Here is a 16,279-nt window from a genome sequence, read left to right on the forward strand (position 1 = left end):
AGCTAAATAGCTCGGTTTTTTATAATTTTAATTTTTTGAATCCTGATAAATGAGCTTACCTTCTTTATAAGTCGCCACCACCTTGATCTTTTTAATCTCGCGGCTTGGAATAGTCAGCGGGTTCCGATCCAGAATCACCAGATCTGCCAGTTTGCCTTGAGCTAAAGTTCCCTTCTGTTGATCTTCAAAATATTGATAGGCAGCCCAGTCCGTCATCGACTTTAACGCCAGATAAGGACTTACCCGTTCATTTGCGCCCAAGACATAATTACTACGGGTGGTTCGATTCACAGTCGCATCAAGCATCATCATGCTACTTGGCGGTACAACAGGCGCATCATGATGTTCGGTAAAAATCAGATGTTTCTTTAACGCCGTTGCTGTAGGGGAAATACGTGCTGCACGCTGCTCACCCAGTGTCTGTTGACGATGCCAGTCACCCCAATAAAAAGTATGCAGCGAGAAGAAGGAAGGAATAATATCCAGTGCCTTGAGTTGGTCAAGTTGATCATCACGAATCGTTTGTGAATGAATCAGCACACTTCGACGATCTGCTTGACCCTGCTTTTGGGTCGCGTCTTTTACCGCAGCAATAAACTGATCAATTGCAGCATCGCCATTGGCATGTGCAAGCACTTGCCAGCCTTGTTTGAAGGCTAAATTAATATAATCCTTCACCTCTTGATCATTGCTGATCGCCGCATAGCCTTTGTAGGTTTTATCCTTGCCTTCAGGCGGCACCAGATACGGTTGTGTCAACCAAGCGGTCTTGCCCTGAGGTGAGCCATCCAGACTGATTTTAACCCCACCAATGCGGAAATGGTGATCATACTGACGACTGCTACCGTATTTGAGCATATAGTCCTTGCTGGTGGTAATATCTGGATAAGACACCATATCAATCGGCAACTGATTTTGCTGGCCCAAGCTCCGCCACATCTCAGTCGTGCCCTGATCTGCCCGTCCTTCCTGTACCGTAGTGAAGCCATTTTTCACGTAAGCATCAATGCCTTTCTGTGCGATCTGGAACATGACAGCGGGCGGTACATCTTTAAAAATCGAACCGATTGCAGTAAACAGTGCCGACTCCTCAAGGACACCATTCGGTACGTTGGAATTGGCTTCACGGCGAATCACGCCACCCGCAGGATTCGGCGTATTCTGATCAATTTTTAGCAATTCGAGTGCTTTATGATTAACGGAAGCCAGATGTCCAGATTGATGCAAAATCATCACAGGCTGATCTGTTGAGACGCGATCAAGATCAGTTGCGGTGGGGTGTCTTTTTTCATTGAGTTGTGCATCATCATAGCCATTGCCCAATATCCAGCCGCCCATGGTCTGAATCACTTCTGGATGTTGCTTTTTCCATGTATTCAGCACATTAACCAATGAATGAATATCCGAGACCTGTCCATCAGGTTGCGGATATAGATTGGCGACCATCTGGTGAAAACCCACCATATTCACATGGCTATGGGCATCGATAAAACTTGGCAGCAAGATTTTGTTTTTGAGATCGATGACTTGAACGGTTTTATCAGCCAGTTGTTCCGCCTGCTGTTTGCTGCCCACAAAACGGATGGTGCCATTCTTGACCAGCAAGGCCTCGGCATATTCTGGCGTATCACCCGTCATGGTTAAAATGGGGCCGCCATAAAACAGTTTCTCGCTGGAACTGACGGGTATGGATGAAGTTGCACAGCCTGATAGAACAATTGAAAAGGAAGTGACCCATGCAAATTGCTGCAGATGGTTACGGTTCATATTTTTAAACCCATATTTTTATTATGCCTTTTATGATTAAAACTGATTCTGGGCTGAATAGAAAGCATTCACTGATTATTTTTGTAATGTTTGTTCAATTTTTTAAGGGCTATGGCACAGAATCTGATCTCATCCTAAAGACTAAAATAATTTAGCCAGTTTATTCGACACTTTCATCGCGGCATCGTCAATGTAACGGCTATAAAACTGCGCCAAAATGATACTCACCACCATCGTAAACAGGCTTACCAGCAATCCTGCATTGAAATAAGAGAACGCCAGCTGCACATGCAAAAGATTGAAGAATGGAATACCCAAGGCATAAAGTATTGCCAAGTGAATCAGATAAATTGAAAAAGATACTTTACCCAAAAACACCAAGACACGTTGATCAAAAAACTGGGCCAGCCATTTGCCTTTTAACACAGCATACACAACCAGAAAGCCACCAAGAAAATTCAGATAATCGTAAGTTTGTTCGCCCAGAAATGATATAAAAAACTGATAACTCGAACTGCTATTATGTGCCCCGCAAAAATACAGACCGAACAAGAACAAGAGTATAGAAACAGCCGTCCCTAGCTCTGCCGCATACAGAAATAGCCCCATTCCCAATATAAAGCTGAGAATGCCAAGTAATACGGTCTGCGAAATCATATAAGCCGCAGCAACGCTCACCAGCAAAAAGAGAGCAGATAAAATGGGCAATTTACTATATAGATAACTTGCCAGATAAATCACCAATGAGCCAAGCAATTCAATTTGCATGGTCCACAAAACCCAGTTATAGCTTGAATCTCCAAACAGAAATGCACCAATACTTCCCTCATAGAGGGCCGTCTTCAGTTGAGGATGAGGATTGGCCAAAGCAGCCCCCCATTCTGAAACATGAGAAACATCAACGGGCACAAAACATACCAGATAGGCCACAATACAAGAGACAAACGCGGGAATGGCCAAACGTGGATAGCGTTTAATCAATGATTTTTTCAGCTGTGTGGCGGTATTTTGTTTTTTAAAACTGGATAGGGTCAGGACAAAACCACTTAAAACGAAGAAGACAAAAACTGCGCCCGTGCCCGAATAAAAGAAGGCCAATGGAGAATGATGTAATTGTGCAAAAACCTCATATTGAGGCACGCTACTCCAGCCAAAATTATGCATTTGGGGAAAGAAAGTTAACGATAAATGTGACAACACAACGGCGAGACATGCCAAGCCTCGGATACTTTCCGCTGCATTAATTTTGTTTGTGGTCATGGTGGAGCTTTATCATCCTTGATAAGCGGGGATGATGCGACCTTTTATCCAGAGTGTCTAGTGGTCACTTACAAAAATATCATGCTCGATACCAAGTCATGACATGACTCAGACTTTCTGATACGCCGTACCCTCTTTTGCTATTAGCGATTTAAATAATCTCTTAAATAATGCGCTGTATAAGATTGCTTATTTTCTAATAACTGGCTCACTGGCCCTGCAAACATCAGTTCTCCGCCCTGTTCACCCGCCAATGGTCCAATATCAACAATCCAGTCTGCCTGTGTCATGATTTCCAGATTATGCTCAATCACAATGACGGTATTTCCCTGCTCAACGATGGTATTGAGTAGCTGGATCAGTTTAACCGTATCAGATGGATGCAAGCCTGAGCTTGGCTCATCCAGCACGAAAATATTATTGGTCTGATCAAGCTCACGGCTGAGTTTCAGGCGTTGTCGTTCTCCCCCAGAAAAGCTATTCAGGCGTTGACCAATGGCAATATAGTCCAGACCTAAATCAATCAGGGTCTTGAATTGTTGCTTCAATTTAGCTACTTCAAAAAAATCATAAGCCTCTGCAACCGTCATTTTTAAAGCATCGGCAATATTCTTATCTTTATAAAGATAGTTGAGTACCTGTTCTGCATAGCCTGAACCATGACAGACCTCACACACCATTTCCACGTCATCCAGAAAGGCCAGCTCAATTTTCTCAATACCTGAACCTTTACACTGCGGACATGCCCCTTCACTGTTAAAACTAAACAGTTTCGCGCTGACCTTATTCTGTTGCGCATATAACTGGCGAATGCTGTCCAGTAAGTCCAGATAAGTGAGTAGATTTGATCGGATCGTTGCAGTAATGGCAGATTGATCAATAATTTTCACTTCAGGATATTGCTGCGGTAAGACTTTACTCATCAGCGTACTTTTACCTGAACCAGCAACACCCGTTACCACGGTCAGACAATTCTTGGGAATATCAACACTAATATTCTTCAGGTTAAAGAGCCGCGCATTTTTTATGGTCATTTTTTCCAGACTGCTTCGTGCCACCTGTTTATATTGATTGGGGCGCTGGAAAAACTGCCCTGTTAAACCAGAGGAGCTTTTAAGATCAGCAAAACTCCCCTGATAAATGACTTCGCCGCCTTTTTGTCCAGATAAAGGCCCCATATCAATCACATGATCCGCAATCCTGATCAGGTCTGGATCATGTTCCACCAACAGCACGCTATTGCCTTTGTTCTTAATTTTTTGAATGATCTGGATGATATTTTCCAGGTCTTTAGGGTGAAGTCCAATGCTGGGCTCATCGAAAATATAAAGCAGATCGACCAGGCTATTGCCCAAATGTTTGACCATTTTTATGCGTTGCGACTCCCCACCCGATAAGGTGTTACTGACCCGATCCAAAGTCAGATAACTAAGTCCAACCAGATTTAAATAATGAAGTTTATTACGAATTTCATGTAATACCGTCTCCAGCTTTTCATTCTTGATCGATTCGATAAAGCTCAGTAATTTAGCCACCGACAATGCAGTGCAGTCCGAGATATTTTTACCTTGAATCTTGCAGCTCCGCGAAGTCTGATTCAGACGCTGCCCCTGACAAAGACTACATTTTTCGACAGTAATAACCTTGTCCAGAATATTGCGATAACGGTTGCGCTCTTGTGCTTCACCTTTTAAGAAATTTCGCTCAAAACGTGGAATCAGGCCTTCATATAAAGCAGTTTTTCTCCAGTCTTTACGAGGATGACGCGGTTTATGCTGCGCTGCATTTAAGAAAAGCTCCCACTCTTCCGCATCATAATCCTTTAGCTTTTTATCCAGATCAAAATAGCCCGAGTCGGCATAACGGGTCCAACGCCAAGCATGTGGCTGATAGGTCGGAAAGTCGATTGGCCCTTCATTTAGAGATTTCTCTAGATCCAGAATTTTATAGATATCAATGGTCTGTTCCAGACCAATCCCATCACATTGTGGACACATGCCATTGGGGTGATTAAATGAAAAAACATGAGAGTACCCGACAAAAGGCTCACCCATTCGTGAAAACAATAACCTTAAATTGGCATATATATCGGTAATGGTCGCGATAGTTGAGCGGATATTTCCAGTCAAAGGCTTCTGATTGATGATCACGGGAACATTCAGATTTTCAATTTTATCGACATCCGCCACACCAAAATGCTGTAAACGGTTACGCACAAAACTATCCTGTGTTTCATTGATTTGTCGTTGCGCTTCGGCACCAATCGTTTCAAATACCAGTGAAGATTTACCTGAACCTGAAACGCCCGTGAATACAACGATTTTGTTTTTCGGAATTTTCAATGAAATATTTTTAAGATTATTTTGTCGCGCGCCATAAATATTTATTGTTCTGCTGCTCATCTGCCGTCTCGCTGTTCTCTTTAAAACCACGATAAGCCAAAAAGAATGTGAGATATGTATCTGTTTTTATGAATAAATGAAATAGATGTAATTGAGTGCTGGATATTCAAAGCCGTGAATATCCAGCGCTATAGAAGCAAATGTGATTTATTGTTGCTGATCTTGCTGCCAACGACGCTGTTGTAAACGCTCCCCTTCAACTTCACGTTTATTCAGAGCGCGCTCATAGAGCTTGGTGCCGCGCAATTCAGGTGGTAAATATTCCTGTAATACAAAATGTTCAGGATAATTATGCGGGTAGAGATAATCGACACCATAACCTTGCTGTTTCATCAACTTGGTGGGTGCATTGCGTAGATGTAAAGGAACAGGCAAGTTCGCGGTTTTTTCTGCCAGTTCCAAGGCACGGTTAATCGCCAGATAAGTACTGTTACTTTTCGGACTGGTCGCTAAATACACCGCGCATTGACCCAAAATAATCCGTGCTTCAGGCATGCCCACCGCCTGCACTGAGCGGAAACATTCCCCCGCCAGCAATAAGGCATTTGGGTTAGAGTTACCAATATCTTCCGATGCAGCAATCAACATACGACGTGCGATAAAGACTGGATCTTCACCACCTTTCAGCATACGTGCCATCCAGTACAATGTTGCATCTGGATCACTACCACGAATGGATTTGATAAATGCAGAAACCAGATCGTAATGCTGCTCACCCGATTTGTCGTAACGCGCAATATTTTGCTGCGCGACTTTAACGACAATGGCATTGGTGACCATATTCTCAACATCAGGCTCAAAGGTACTGGCGATCAGATCAATCAGATTCAGTGCCTTACGTGCATCACCTGCCGCAAATTGAATCAATGCATCATATTCTTCGATATGAATAAAACGTTCTTTTAAAAACTTATCCGTTTGAATCGCTTTATTCAGCAAGGTTTGAATGGCATCTGCATCCAGACTGTTCAAGGTATACACCTGACAGCGAGACAGCAACGCACTGTTCACCTCAAAGGACGGATTCTCTGTGGTCGCACCGATCAAGGTGATTTTGCCTTTCTCAACGGCATTGAGTAAGGCATCTTGCTGCGACTTGTTGAAGCGATGAATTTCGTCAATAAACACCACAGGCGTCAACAGATCACCGCTTTCAGCAATTACTTCCCGAAGCTCTTTCACGCCCGTATTCAGTGCTGACAAGCTCACAAAAGGGCGATCAACCGCTTGGGCCAGTAATAATGCGATCGTGGTTTTTCCTACCCCTGGCGGTCCCCAGAAGATAATCGAAGGCAAATGCCCCTGATCAATCATTTGACGTAAGGGTGCGTTTTCGCCCAGTAAATGATCTTGCCCGATAATTTCTGACAAATCACGAGGACGTAAACGTTCAGGTAAAGGAATATGCGTATCTGACATCATCAATGGCTTTATGCTGTTTTATCCTAGTCTATTGTGTCTGACACAAATCTACAATTTGAATCTGCACTCACTGCGTCATTCTATCGCGCACTGTTTTGCTGAATCAGTTGCTGTATCACGTTGTAGCTGGCCTTAATCCGTTCTTCATTGGGGAAATTGGTATTGGCCAACATCACGATCCCAATCTTTTGTTGCGGGATAAAAGCAGCATAAGCACCAAAGCCATTGGTCGCGCCGGTTTTATTAAAGAAGGTCGCTGCTGGAGCAATTTTTGGCTGCGCGATTGGCGTCACCGCATGGCTTTCTAAAGCCATTTTGCTGGAGTTGCCCTGTAATAGCGTTTCCAATTTCGTTGGATAAGCATATTGCTCCCAACCTAAACCCTGTGTCATTGCGCCTACTTTAAAATAACCCACATGCGTATTTTCAATGCCTTTACGTAGTGGTTGTTTCAACTGTTGCGGATTGATTTGCGCATCCAGAAATTTCAGCATGTCCGCGCTGCTACTTTTCACGCCATAGGCTTCAGCATCAAACATCCCAGGCGATACCCGCATGGCCTGATCCGCTTTATAGCCCCATGCATAGTTTGGCATCTGCTGCTCAGGGACTTGAATAAAACTTTGTTTGAGACCTAACTGAGGAAAAAGTGTTTTTTCTAACAATTCGGTATAAGGCTTTTTCATTGCCAATGCAGTGACATAGCCCATCAAGCCAATACTTGGATTGGAATATTGACGCGCAGCGCCGATGGTTGTCTTCGGCTGCCATGCCTGAAAATACTTGACCATATCCTGTTGCTGAACCACCTCATCAGGGAACTGCAACGGAAAACCGCCGGCGGTGTAGGTACCCAGATTCAATAGGGTGGCACGATTCACCGCACTGTTTTTAAGTTCAGGGAAATATTTGGCAGGATGGTCAGACAAGGAGATTCGTCCTTGTGCCTGTGCATAGCCTGCTAAAGTTGCATTAAAGGTCTTACTCACCGAGCCAAGTTCAAATAAGGTATTGTTGCGAATCGGCTGTTGGCTCTGTTTTGAAGCCATCCCATAATTCACAAAATAATGCTGTCCATTTAAAGTGATCCCCACCGCCATTCCCGGGATTTTGTATTGTTGTAAAAGCGGTTTAAATTGCTGGTCAACAATAGCTTTTACTTGCTGCTCGCTGAGCTGTTGTGCCCAAAGCGGTACACTGCAAGACAGAAGTCCTGCAAGTACACATAATTGTTTCGCAGCTATAGAGAACCGTTTTGAATTTGGCATGGATGATTTCACTTTAAGTTAATAATTAAGAAGCAGTTAGTTTGAGTAATTTGGCTTGCGGACCATCCTCAATGACCCAGATCGAACCATCTTGAGCCTGATGTAAACCACGAATCCGCTGTTTCATATCCAGTCGCTGAATCTCTTTCACAGGTTGCGATTTTAAATCCACCACCACAATGGCTTTGGAAGATAAGCCACCGATGAGCGCTTTATGTTGCCATAAAGGGAACTGCTGACCTGAATAAATGATCATGCTGGAAGGCGAAATTACAGGGGTCCAGTCGATTTCAGGCGCTTTAAACTCGGGACGGGTGCTGTGATCTGGGATCGGTAAACCTGAATAATGATCACCATTGGAGACTTTCGGATAACCGTAGTTGGCACCTTTCAGGATCAGATTCAGCTCATCACCACCTTTAGGTCCCATTTCGACCACCCAGAGCTGCCCTTTCTCATCAAATGCCATACCGAGTGGATTACGATGACCCAGTGACCAGATTTCAGCTGTGACACCACCTTGCTGCTGAAATGGATTGCCATCCACAGGGGTGCCATCATCATTCAAACGCAACACTTTGCCGAGATTACTTTTTAAATCCTGAGCTGGATCAAACTTCTGGCGCTCTCCTGAACTCACCCATAACTTTCCATCTGAACCAAACAGCATCCGATGTCCGTAATGTCCCTGACCAGAGACCTTCGGCACTTGCTGCCAGATGGTTTTTAAATCGGTCAATTTGGGTTGCTCTGGGTTGGATAAATCCAGCTTGGCACGTGAAATCACCGCGCCGTATCCACCTTGTCCTTTGCTGGCATAACTCAAATAGAGCCAATGGTTATGCTGAAAATCGGGATGTAAAACCACATCGCCAAGTCCGCCCTGTCCACCATAACTTACTGAAGGAACACCTGAAACATTCAGGCTAGTCTTGGTTTGAGTATCAAATAATTTTAATTGTCCTTTGCGTTCTGTAATCAACAAACGCTGATCAGGCAGACTTGTCACCGCCCAAGGCTCATCAAATGAAGCCACCGTCTCGGTACGATAGGTCTGCTTAGCCGTATTGGTTGAGTTTTGCTGCTCAGCATTTTGATCAGGGGTTTTAGAATTGGTATTGTTCGGACCACAGGCCAACAAAAATAAAAAACTGCTACAAACCAAAGGTGTTATCAATAATTTCTTCATTGCTTATCTCCCTCTTTATAAGACTCATCTTACGGAGATACGCAAATCAAAATACTGTAAAAATGTTGTTTTATGCAAAGCATGTTTTAAACATTTGGTGAAATTTTCAGTTAGCGGACCCAACGCACGATATAGTCTTCGATCTGCTCTTCATCAATCTCGCTTTCAGAGATACAACGTCCTGCGGCAGATTTCTTGGCTCGAATCACGCTCTGACGTGAACCAGTATTTAAATAATGCCATGAGGGTAAGTTCTTGCCTTCACTCAAACGACGATAGGCACAGCTCGGCGGTAACCATGAGATTGTTGTGAGCTGCTCTAATGTGAGCTGGATGCAATCTGGTACTTGCTGCTGACGGTTAGGATAATCTGAACAACGCGCTGTTTTACAGTCCAGCAATTTGCACGACACTTTGGTATAGGCAACTTCGCCAGTCTCCTCATCTTCCAGTTTTACTAGGCAACACAAACCGCAGCCATCACACAATGCTTCCCATTCAGCCTCATTGAGCTGATCGAGCGAATATTGTTTCCAGAAGTCAGGACGCAGTTCGAGGGACATACCAGTTGTTTCTATTTCAAACGAGTGTTTGATTATAGCATTGCTGCACTATGTCTTGCTTTTCAATCTCATTTCTAGCTTAACATTTCTTTAAGTATTAAACATTTGAACCACAGAAACACCACATTTTGTTCAAAAAACCCACGCTATATTAGATTCATAACGAAAAATTAGGAGGACACGACATGTTCCGTTGGGCCATTATTTTTGCTGTAATCGCACTCATTGCCAGTTTATTAGGTTTTGGTGGGGTTGCGGGTTTATCCAAAGATTTCGCTGTGATCTTACTGGTTGTCGCCGTGATCTTAGCTATCGTTGGTTTCATATCCAGAGGTAAAGTCTAAGGATTTAACCCAACTCAATAAAAAAAGAAGAATCTCCGTATTCTTCTTTTTTTATGCCTGTGCAAGAGTAAGACGGCAGCATTTGTTGTTTGACGATATCTTCAATTTTCTTTTTTTATGCTTTAATCAATGCATTCTAAAAATACAGATCAGGATTATAGAATGAGCTTTACAGTCAATACTCGTGAAATTGAATACACCGCTCCAGATGGCCAACGCCTGATTGGTTATTTTGCAACGCCCGTCACTGATCAACCTGTTGCTGGAGTGATTGTTGCACCTGAATGGTGGGGTCGTAATGAATATACCGAACAACGCGCGCGTGAGTTGGCAGAGCACGGTTTTGCCGCACTAGCAATTGATATGTATGGTGATAAGAAAGTTACAACGGCTGTACCTCAAGCTTCAACATGGATGAATCAGACCTTTGAACAGCCAGAGACCATTGTTGATCGTGCTCAGGCAGGTCTCTCAACCTTGGCTGCCCAACCAGAAGTCAATACTGAAAAACTGGCGGCAATTGGTTTCTGTTATGGCGGAAAAGTAGTACTGGATTTGGCGCGCTCAGGTGCACAGATCGAAGCTGTTGCAACATTCCATGCGGTTTTAAGTCCCAAATCACCGGCTGAAAAAGGCAAGATAAAGGCTGAGATTTTAGTTCTGCATGGCGAGCTAGATAGCATGGTGACTTTGGATGATGTTGCGAGCTTCCGTCAGGAAATGCATGATGCTGAAGTCGACCACGACGTGATTATTTTTGAAGATGCCAAGCATGGTTTTAGTAACCCGCTTGCTGATGAACGTGCCAAAGCCAACAATGTTGACTTAGGCTATAACGCAGAAGCAGAGCGCCAAGGGCTTGAAGCGATGTATGAGCTATTAGATAAACATTTGAAGTAATCGGTAAATGATTTTTCAAAATGTAAATCCCCGTCAACATCATTATGATATTTAGGTTAGTGCAAAGGCGGCATTCATGCCGCCCCAAAAACAAATAACGACTGAAATTTAATAAAAGTTTGAAATACTTTGCTATCTATACACTGTTTATGTTTCAACAGAATTTTAACAGCTCAGAAAGACCTATTTCCGCTATACTACTGCCCTGCTTTTTATTGACCTGATTCATGTCTGATTTCTCATTTTCTGATGCACTACTTCGCTGGTACGACCAACACGGTCGCCACGACTTACCTTGGCAAATCGCCGATGATCCTTACAAGGTATGGGTCTCAGAAATCATGCTGCAACAGACCCAAGTCAAAACTGTACTGCAATATTTCGATCGTTTTATCGAGCGCTTTCCAACCGTGGAAAGTCTGGGACAAGCCAGTTGGGATGATGTCGCTCCCTATTGGGCAGGACTTGGCTACTACGCCCGCGCCCGTAACCTGCATAAAGCTGCGGGGATGGTCAGTCAAAAAGGTAAATTCCCAGAAACACTAGAAGAGTGGATAGAACTCCCAGGCATTGGTCGTTCAACTGCGGGAGCATTGATGTCATTGGGCTTACGCCAATACGGCGTGATTATGGACGGCAACGTAAAACGCGTTTTGGCCCGTTTTCTTGCCATCGAAGATGACCTATCCAAACCACAGCACGAACGGGCGCTCTGGCAAATCGCAGAAGAGCTTTGTCCGCATGAACGCAACCATGATTACACACAAGCAATTATGGATTTAGGCGCGACCGTGTGTACCCCGAAAAAACCACTGTGTTTATATTGTCCAATGCAACAGCATTGTCAGGCCTACCAGCAAGGTCTGGAACAGCAACTTCCATTTAAAAAAGCCAAGAAACCCGTTCCAGTCAAAACAGCCAATGTGTTACTGATCCGGTCTGGTGATGAATGGCTGTGGCAACAACGTGAAGCCCACGGTCTGTGGGGCGGATTGTATTGCCTTCCCATCATTGAACAAGCAACCGAATTACAACAGATTGAGCAGCACTTTAAACTGCAAGCTCAAGTATCATCTTTGCAGATTAGCCATAGCTTCACTCACTTCACCTGGCTACTGAATGAACAGCTGTTCCACGTGGAACATGATCAAAAAGAACAGCTCAGTATTGAACTCAATGGCGTATGGCTGAGTCCAGAAACAGCAATTGCCAAAGGTATTCCCACGGCTATGAAAAAACTGATTACAGCAAAGCAAAAAGCTTAAGCTTCCCTATTGCTGTAGATCAAAATATAAGGAGTTTTTGTGCGTCATCCAATTTCTTATACGCTGCTTGGTGTGTTCATTATTTTACTTTCAGCTTGTGCCACAGCGCCGAAAAAACCAGCACCTTTGCCAAATGCACAGGTCAATAAGCTGAAAAGCATGCGCCTAGATAATCGCTTGCCAGTTCCAGTGAAAGGCGTCAGCCGCAATGAATTACGAGATACTTGGGGCGCTGCCCGCAGTCAGGGACGTAGCCATGAAGGCATTGATATCATGGCAGAGCGCGGTACGAAAGTGTATAGTGCGACCGAGGGCTTAGTTGCTGATTTACGTAATAATAATTTAGGTGGAAAGGTGATCTGGATCATTGGTCCAGCAGGTTCGTGGCATTATTACGCCCATCTTAACGGACATAAGCGTGGTCTCAATGTCGGGGACTATGTTCGCAAAGGCGACCTGATCGGTTATGTGGGCAATACGGGCAATGCGCGTTATACCTCTCCACATTTACATTACGGAATTTATTTAAATGGCAAAGGGCGTGGTGCAGTCAATCCATACCCATATTTACGTTAGGAATCTACAATGTCTGAAGCATTGATTGAACGGCTGGTTGTATTTGCAGAGTCGGGCAACCAGCAAAAAATCATCCTGAATGGCACCAGCTATCAAGGCTGGATCATGGAAATTACTGAAGATGCCTTGCTCATCAGTACGGGTTTTGCCGATAAATCGGGGAAAGACTTTTGGCTTAAATTTGCTGATTTAAACAACGCAGAACTGTATTATTGGGATACTCGCCCAAATGAATGGGTGGCATTCAAAATTTAGTCATCATGTACACATAACAATAAGGAGCATCAAATATGTCAACTCAACGCTGTGGCTGGTGCTCCGATGATCCGCTCTATATGGCCTACCATGATCAGGAATGGGGCAAGCCACAACATGATGAAGCACATTTATTTGAAATGCTCTGTCTTGAAGGTCAGCAAGCAGGACTTTCTTGGATCACGGTTCTGAAAAAACGTGAACACTATCGCACTCATTTCTTCGACCATCCCATCACAAAAATTGCTGTACTGACAGATGACCAACTGGAACTCAAGCTCAGTGATGCAGGTTTAATTCGTCACATTGGCAAACTGAAAGCAATTCGAGACAATGCGCTGGCTTGGCTCAAACTCAAAGATGAAGTCACAGATGTACCTGCTTGGCTATGGAGTTTTGTGGATCATCAAACCGAAAATAATGATGTAGTGAATTATCGCGAAGCCCCTGCCCAAACAGAAATAAGCCAGAAATTATCTAAAACACTCAAAAAGCGTGGTTTTAAGTTTGTAGGCCCAACCACCTGTTATGCGTTTATGCAAGCCGTTGGCATGGTCAATGACCACGAAAATCATTGCCATTTTAAATAATCAAAAATCATCGCTTTTCCTTCTACAGGAGTTCCTTGAATGAGCAATAACCAGATTCGTGCTTATGCAGCAATGCAGGCTGGTGAACAGTTAGTTCCTTATCAATTTGATGCGGGCGAGTTACAGGCGCATCAGGTTGAAGTCAAAGTCGAATATTGTGGCCTATGCCATTCCGATCTGTCGGTCATTAATAATGACTGGCATTCATCCGTCTACCCTGCGGTCGCTGGACATGAAATTATTGGTACCATCGTTGCGCTCGGTTCAGAAGCGAAAGGACTTCAGATCGGTCAACGTGTTGGTATCGGCTGGACGGCTGAAACCTGTCAGGCCTGTGATCCATGTATTGGCGGTAATCAGGTGCTCTGTACGGGTGAAAAGATTTCAACCATTGTCGGGCATGCAGGTGGTTTTGCCGATAAGGTCCGTGCAGGCTGGCAATGGGTCATTCCGCTTCCAGAAGCGTTAAATCCAGAAAGTGCTGGCCCCCTACTCTGTGGCGGTATTACTGTATTTGATCCTTTGCTGAAACATAAAATTCAGGCTACCCATCATGTCGGGGTGATTGGAATTGGTGGTCTCGGCCATATGGCGATTAAATTGCTCAAGGCATGGGGTTGCGAAGTGACCGCATTTAGCTCTAGCCCAGACAAGACCGATGAATTGAAAGCCATGGGTGCAGATCATGTGGTGAATAGTCGTGATGCACAAGCCATCAAGGCACAACGCGGCAAATTTGATTTGTTGCTCAGTACGGTGAATGTGACGCTGAATTGGCAAGCCTACCTCAGCACGCTTGCAGCGAATGGCAGTCTCCATTTCTTAGGCGTGACTTTAGAACCAATTCCAGTATCGGTTGGAACGCTCATGAATGGAGCTAAATCAGTCACCTCCTCTCCAACAGGTTCCCCTTTGGCACTGCGCCAACTTTTACAGTTCGCAGCGCGTAAAAATATTGCCCCACAGATTGAGCTATACCCAATGTCTCAACTCAATGAGGCAATTGAACGACTGCATTCAGGCCAAGCGCGCTATCGTATCGTTCTAAAAGCAGACTTCGATTAATTCAAACTTTTTCGCGTCCAGTCCGCCAATTGCTGTATGGCTTGGCGGATTTCTACAGTTAAGGCATGTCCCGCATTTAAGCGTAAAAAATGCTGATAGCGTCGGTCTTCTCCAAAAACTTCCCCCGGCACGATATTAATGCCCTGCTCTTGCGCCAGATAATAAAGCTCCAAACCTGTAATACTCGCTGGAAGTTGCAGCCATAAGGCATAACCGCCCTGTGACTGACTCAAGGCAATTGGAATCCCCTGAAACACCTCTAAGATAAACGCTCGATACTGCTCCACCTGCTGCATAAGCTGAGGTCTTAAATGATCGAGATGCTCCCGATAACCACGACTATAAATAAAATCAGCCAGCCCCAACTGTAAAGGCGTATTCACCCCCACATTATTCGCCAATAATTTCGGTCTTAAATATTGTAATTGCTGTCCTAAACAGAACCAGCCAACACGATAAGCGGCCGATAAAGATTTAGACACCGATCCACACCAGATTACATAGCCCTCCTGATCCCAATAGCGTATCGGCAAAGGTCGCTCCTTCTGGAAACTGCATTCTCCATAAATATCATCTTCCAGAATAAAACATTCATACTGCTGAGCCAGCTTGGCGATGTGCTGCTTTTCTTCATTCGTCAGGCAATAGCCCAAAGGATTTTGAAAATTGGCAGTCATCAAACACAGCTTGGCACTGCCCTGTTTCATAAAGAATTCCAAACGCTCCAGATCAATGCCACGATGGTCGGCTGGAATTTCGATAATCTTGCGTTTCAGGCTGGCCAACATTTGCAACTGACCATTAAAGGTGGGCGTTGGAATCAGAATGCTATCGCCTTGTTTGGTGATCTGCTGAATCAACAGTGACAACGCAGGCATACATCCATTGCTGATAAAAATATCGTCCGTCGCAACATAGATACCATCTTCGCGCCAATGATCCGACAAGGCCTGCCGCAACTGTTGATGTCCCTGTTTATTGCAATATAGAAAATCTTCTGGCTGACAGTGTTTCAGCGCACGTTGCAAGGAGCGGCGTAAGCCATCCACAGGAATCAAATGTGGAGACAATTGAATCGCGCCCAAAGGCGTTAAATGGTTCTGGATCGAAGCGGTTTGAATCTGATTTTGCAGGTCTAAATTTGAAACTTGCCGAATCATCGATTCAAAACGTGGGCTATCTGGGACAGGACTTTGATATTGCCTTGAACTGACGAAATAACCCGATTTGGCTTTGACATAAATCAGCCCTTTGGCTTCCAGTAATTCATAGCATTGCTGTGCTGTACTCAGGCTAATACTTTGCTGACGAGCAAATTCCCTTAAGGAACTTAACTTCTGCTGAGGTTGTAATTCATGCTGATAAATCTTATGCGCCAGTTGTTCTGCTAAACGTTGATATTGGAAAGTCATC

At 44.2% G+C, this 16,279-nt stretch carries 15 protein-coding genes; 7 read left to right on the forward strand and 8 right to left on the reverse strand.

The features are described 5' to 3' along the window. Positions 1 to 27: 27 nt before the first annotated feature. The 7 genes from EC846_RS02060 to EC846_RS02090 form a co-directional block, all read right to left on the reverse strand. Complete coding sequence (locus EC846_RS02060; protein WP_123773948.1) at positions 28 to 1,767, reverse strand: amidohydrolase; 1,740 nt, start codon at positions 1,765 to 1,767, stop codon at positions 28 to 30. Positions 1,768 to 1,908: 141 nt separating this feature from the next. Further along, positions 1,909 to 3,027 (reverse strand): acyltransferase family protein, encoded by a 1,119-nt coding sequence (locus EC846_RS02065; protein WP_123773949.1) that lies wholly within the window; start codon positions 3,025 to 3,027, stop codon positions 1,909 to 1,911. A 143-nt stretch (positions 3,028 to 3,170) separates the two neighbouring features. Beyond that, a complete protein-coding gene (locus EC846_RS02070; RefSeq protein ID WP_123773951.1) occupies positions 3,171 to 5,429 on the reverse strand; it encodes an ATP-binding cassette domain-containing protein in 2,259 nt (752 codons plus the stop codon). Positions 5,430 to 5,576: 147 nt separating this feature from the next. Beyond that, complete coding sequence (locus EC846_RS02075) at positions 5,577 to 6,848, reverse strand: replication-associated recombination protein A (protein ID WP_123774000.1); 1,272 nt, start codon at positions 6,846 to 6,848, stop codon at positions 5,577 to 5,579. Between the two features lie 83 nt (positions 6,849 to 6,931). Next, positions 6,932 to 8,119, reverse strand: coding sequence for a class C beta-lactamase (gene ampC, locus EC846_RS02080; RefSeq protein ID WP_123773952.1), 1,188 nt, complete (start codon positions 8,117 to 8,119; stop codon positions 6,932 to 6,934). Between the two features lie 25 nt (positions 8,120 to 8,144). Next, the gene (locus tag EC846_RS02085; protein ID WP_123773954.1) at positions 8,145 to 9,308 is read right to left on the reverse strand and encodes a PQQ-dependent sugar dehydrogenase; all 1,164 of its coding nucleotides are present in this window, start codon (positions 9,306 to 9,308) and stop codon (positions 8,145 to 8,147) included. 110 nt (positions 9,309 to 9,418) lie between these two features. Next, positions 9,419 to 9,871, reverse strand: a complete 453-nt coding sequence (locus EC846_RS02090) for a YcgN family cysteine cluster protein (protein WP_123773955.1) — start codon at positions 9,869 to 9,871, stop codon at positions 9,419 to 9,421. A 185-nt stretch (positions 9,872 to 10,056) separates the two neighbouring features. Here EC846_RS02090 and EC846_RS02095 point away from each other — a divergent pair, with 185 nt between their 5' ends. The 7 genes from EC846_RS02095 (at position 10,057) to ahr (ending at position 14,866) form a co-directional block, all read left to right on the forward strand. Then, positions 10,057 to 10,215 carry a DUF1328 domain-containing protein gene (locus tag EC846_RS02095; RefSeq protein ID WP_004776391.1) on the forward strand — a complete coding sequence of 53 codons (159 nt, stop codon included), beginning with the start codon at positions 10,057 to 10,059 and terminating at the stop codon, positions 10,213 to 10,215. 162 nt (positions 10,216 to 10,377) lie between these two features. Continuing rightward, the gene (locus tag EC846_RS02100) at positions 10,378 to 11,115 is read left to right on the forward strand and encodes a dienelactone hydrolase family protein (RefSeq protein ID WP_123773957.1); all 738 of its coding nucleotides are present in this window, start codon (positions 10,378 to 10,380) and stop codon (positions 11,113 to 11,115) included. 227 nt (positions 11,116 to 11,342) lie between these two features. Beyond that, positions 11,343 to 12,380: an A/G-specific adenine glycosylase gene (gene mutY, locus EC846_RS02105; protein WP_123773959.1), complete on the forward strand. Its 1,038-nt coding sequence runs from the start codon at positions 11,343 to 11,345 to the stop codon at positions 12,378 to 12,380. Positions 12,381 to 12,419: 39 nt separating this feature from the next. Next, complete coding sequence (locus EC846_RS02110) at positions 12,420 to 12,956, forward strand: M23 family metallopeptidase (protein WP_123773961.1); 537 nt, start codon at positions 12,420 to 12,422, stop codon at positions 12,954 to 12,956. 9 nt (positions 12,957 to 12,965) lie between these two features. Beyond that, positions 12,966 to 13,211 carry a hypothetical protein gene (locus EC846_RS02115; RefSeq protein ID WP_004776396.1) on the forward strand — a complete coding sequence of 82 codons (246 nt, stop codon included), beginning with the start codon at positions 12,966 to 12,968 and terminating at the stop codon, positions 13,209 to 13,211. A gap of 35 nt (positions 13,212 to 13,246) precedes the next feature. Then, positions 13,247 to 13,801, forward strand: a complete 555-nt coding sequence (locus EC846_RS02120; RefSeq protein ID WP_123773963.1) for a DNA-3-methyladenine glycosylase I — start codon at positions 13,247 to 13,249, stop codon at positions 13,799 to 13,801. Positions 13,802 to 13,840: 39 nt separating this feature from the next. Beyond that, on the forward strand, positions 13,841 to 14,866 hold the full coding sequence (gene ahr / locus EC846_RS02125; protein WP_005260296.1) for an NADPH-dependent aldehyde reductase Ahr: 1,026 nt from the start codon (positions 13,841 to 13,843) through the stop codon (positions 14,864 to 14,866). Here ahr and EC846_RS02130 read toward each other — a convergent pair. Continuing rightward, positions 14,863 to 16,278 carry a PLP-dependent aminotransferase family protein gene (locus EC846_RS02130; RefSeq protein ID WP_069577580.1) on the reverse strand — a complete coding sequence of 472 codons (1,416 nt, stop codon included), beginning with the start codon at positions 16,276 to 16,278 and terminating at the stop codon, positions 14,863 to 14,865. The two genes, ahr and EC846_RS02130, sit on opposite strands and share 4 nt — an antisense overlap. Between the last annotated feature and the right edge of the window lies 1 nt (position 16,279).

Source organism: Acinetobacter sp. BIGb0102 (genome assembly GCF_003815055.1).
Classification (GTDB): Bacteria; Pseudomonadota; Gammaproteobacteria; order Pseudomonadales; family Moraxellaceae; genus Acinetobacter; species Acinetobacter vivianii.

Bases quoted from the DNA above. Each gene is read 5' to 3' on its own strand.
- EC846_RS02060 (WP_123773948.1), bottom strand. From the start codon at position 1,767: ATGAACCGTAACCATCTGCAGCAATTTGCATGGGTCACTTCCTTTTCA.
- EC846_RS02065 (WP_123773949.1), bottom strand. From the start codon at position 3,027: ATGACCACAAACAAAATTAATGCAGCGGAAAGTATCCGAGGCTTGGCA.
- EC846_RS02070 (WP_123773951.1), bottom strand. From the start codon at position 5,429: ATGAGCAGCAGAACAATAAATATTTATGGCGCGCGACAAAATAATCTT.
- EC846_RS02075 (WP_123774000.1), bottom strand. From the start codon at position 6,848: ATGTCAGATACGCATATTCCTTTACCTGAACGTTTACGTCCTCGTGAT.
- ampC (WP_123773952.1), bottom strand. From the start codon at position 8,119: ATGCCAAATTCAAAACGGTTCTCTATAGCTGCGAAACAATTATGTGTA.
- EC846_RS02085 (WP_123773954.1), bottom strand. From the start codon at position 9,308: ATGAAGAAATTATTGATAACACCTTTGGTTTGTAGCAGTTTTTTATTT.
- EC846_RS02090 (WP_123773955.1), bottom strand. From the start codon at position 9,871: ATGTCCCTCGAACTGCGTCCTGACTTCTGGAAACAATATTCGCTCGAT.
- EC846_RS02095 (WP_004776391.1), top strand. From the start codon at position 10,057: ATGTTCCGTTGGGCCATTATTTTTGCTGTAATCGCACTCATTGCCAGT.
- EC846_RS02100 (WP_123773957.1), top strand. From the start codon at position 10,378: ATGAGCTTTACAGTCAATACTCGTGAAATTGAATACACCGCTCCAGAT.
- mutY (WP_123773959.1), top strand. From the start codon at position 11,343: ATGTCTGATTTCTCATTTTCTGATGCACTACTTCGCTGGTACGACCAA.
- EC846_RS02115 (WP_004776396.1), top strand. From the start codon at position 12,966: ATGTCTGAAGCATTGATTGAACGGCTGGTTGTATTTGCAGAGTCGGGC.
- EC846_RS02120 (WP_123773963.1), top strand. From the start codon at position 13,247: ATGTCAACTCAACGCTGTGGCTGGTGCTCCGATGATCCGCTCTATATG.
- ahr (WP_005260296.1), top strand. From the start codon at position 13,841: ATGAGCAATAACCAGATTCGTGCTTATGCAGCAATGCAGGCTGGTGAA.
- EC846_RS02130 (WP_069577580.1), bottom strand. From the start codon at position 16,278: ATGACTTTCCAATATCAACGTTTAGCAGAACAACTGGCGCATAAGATT.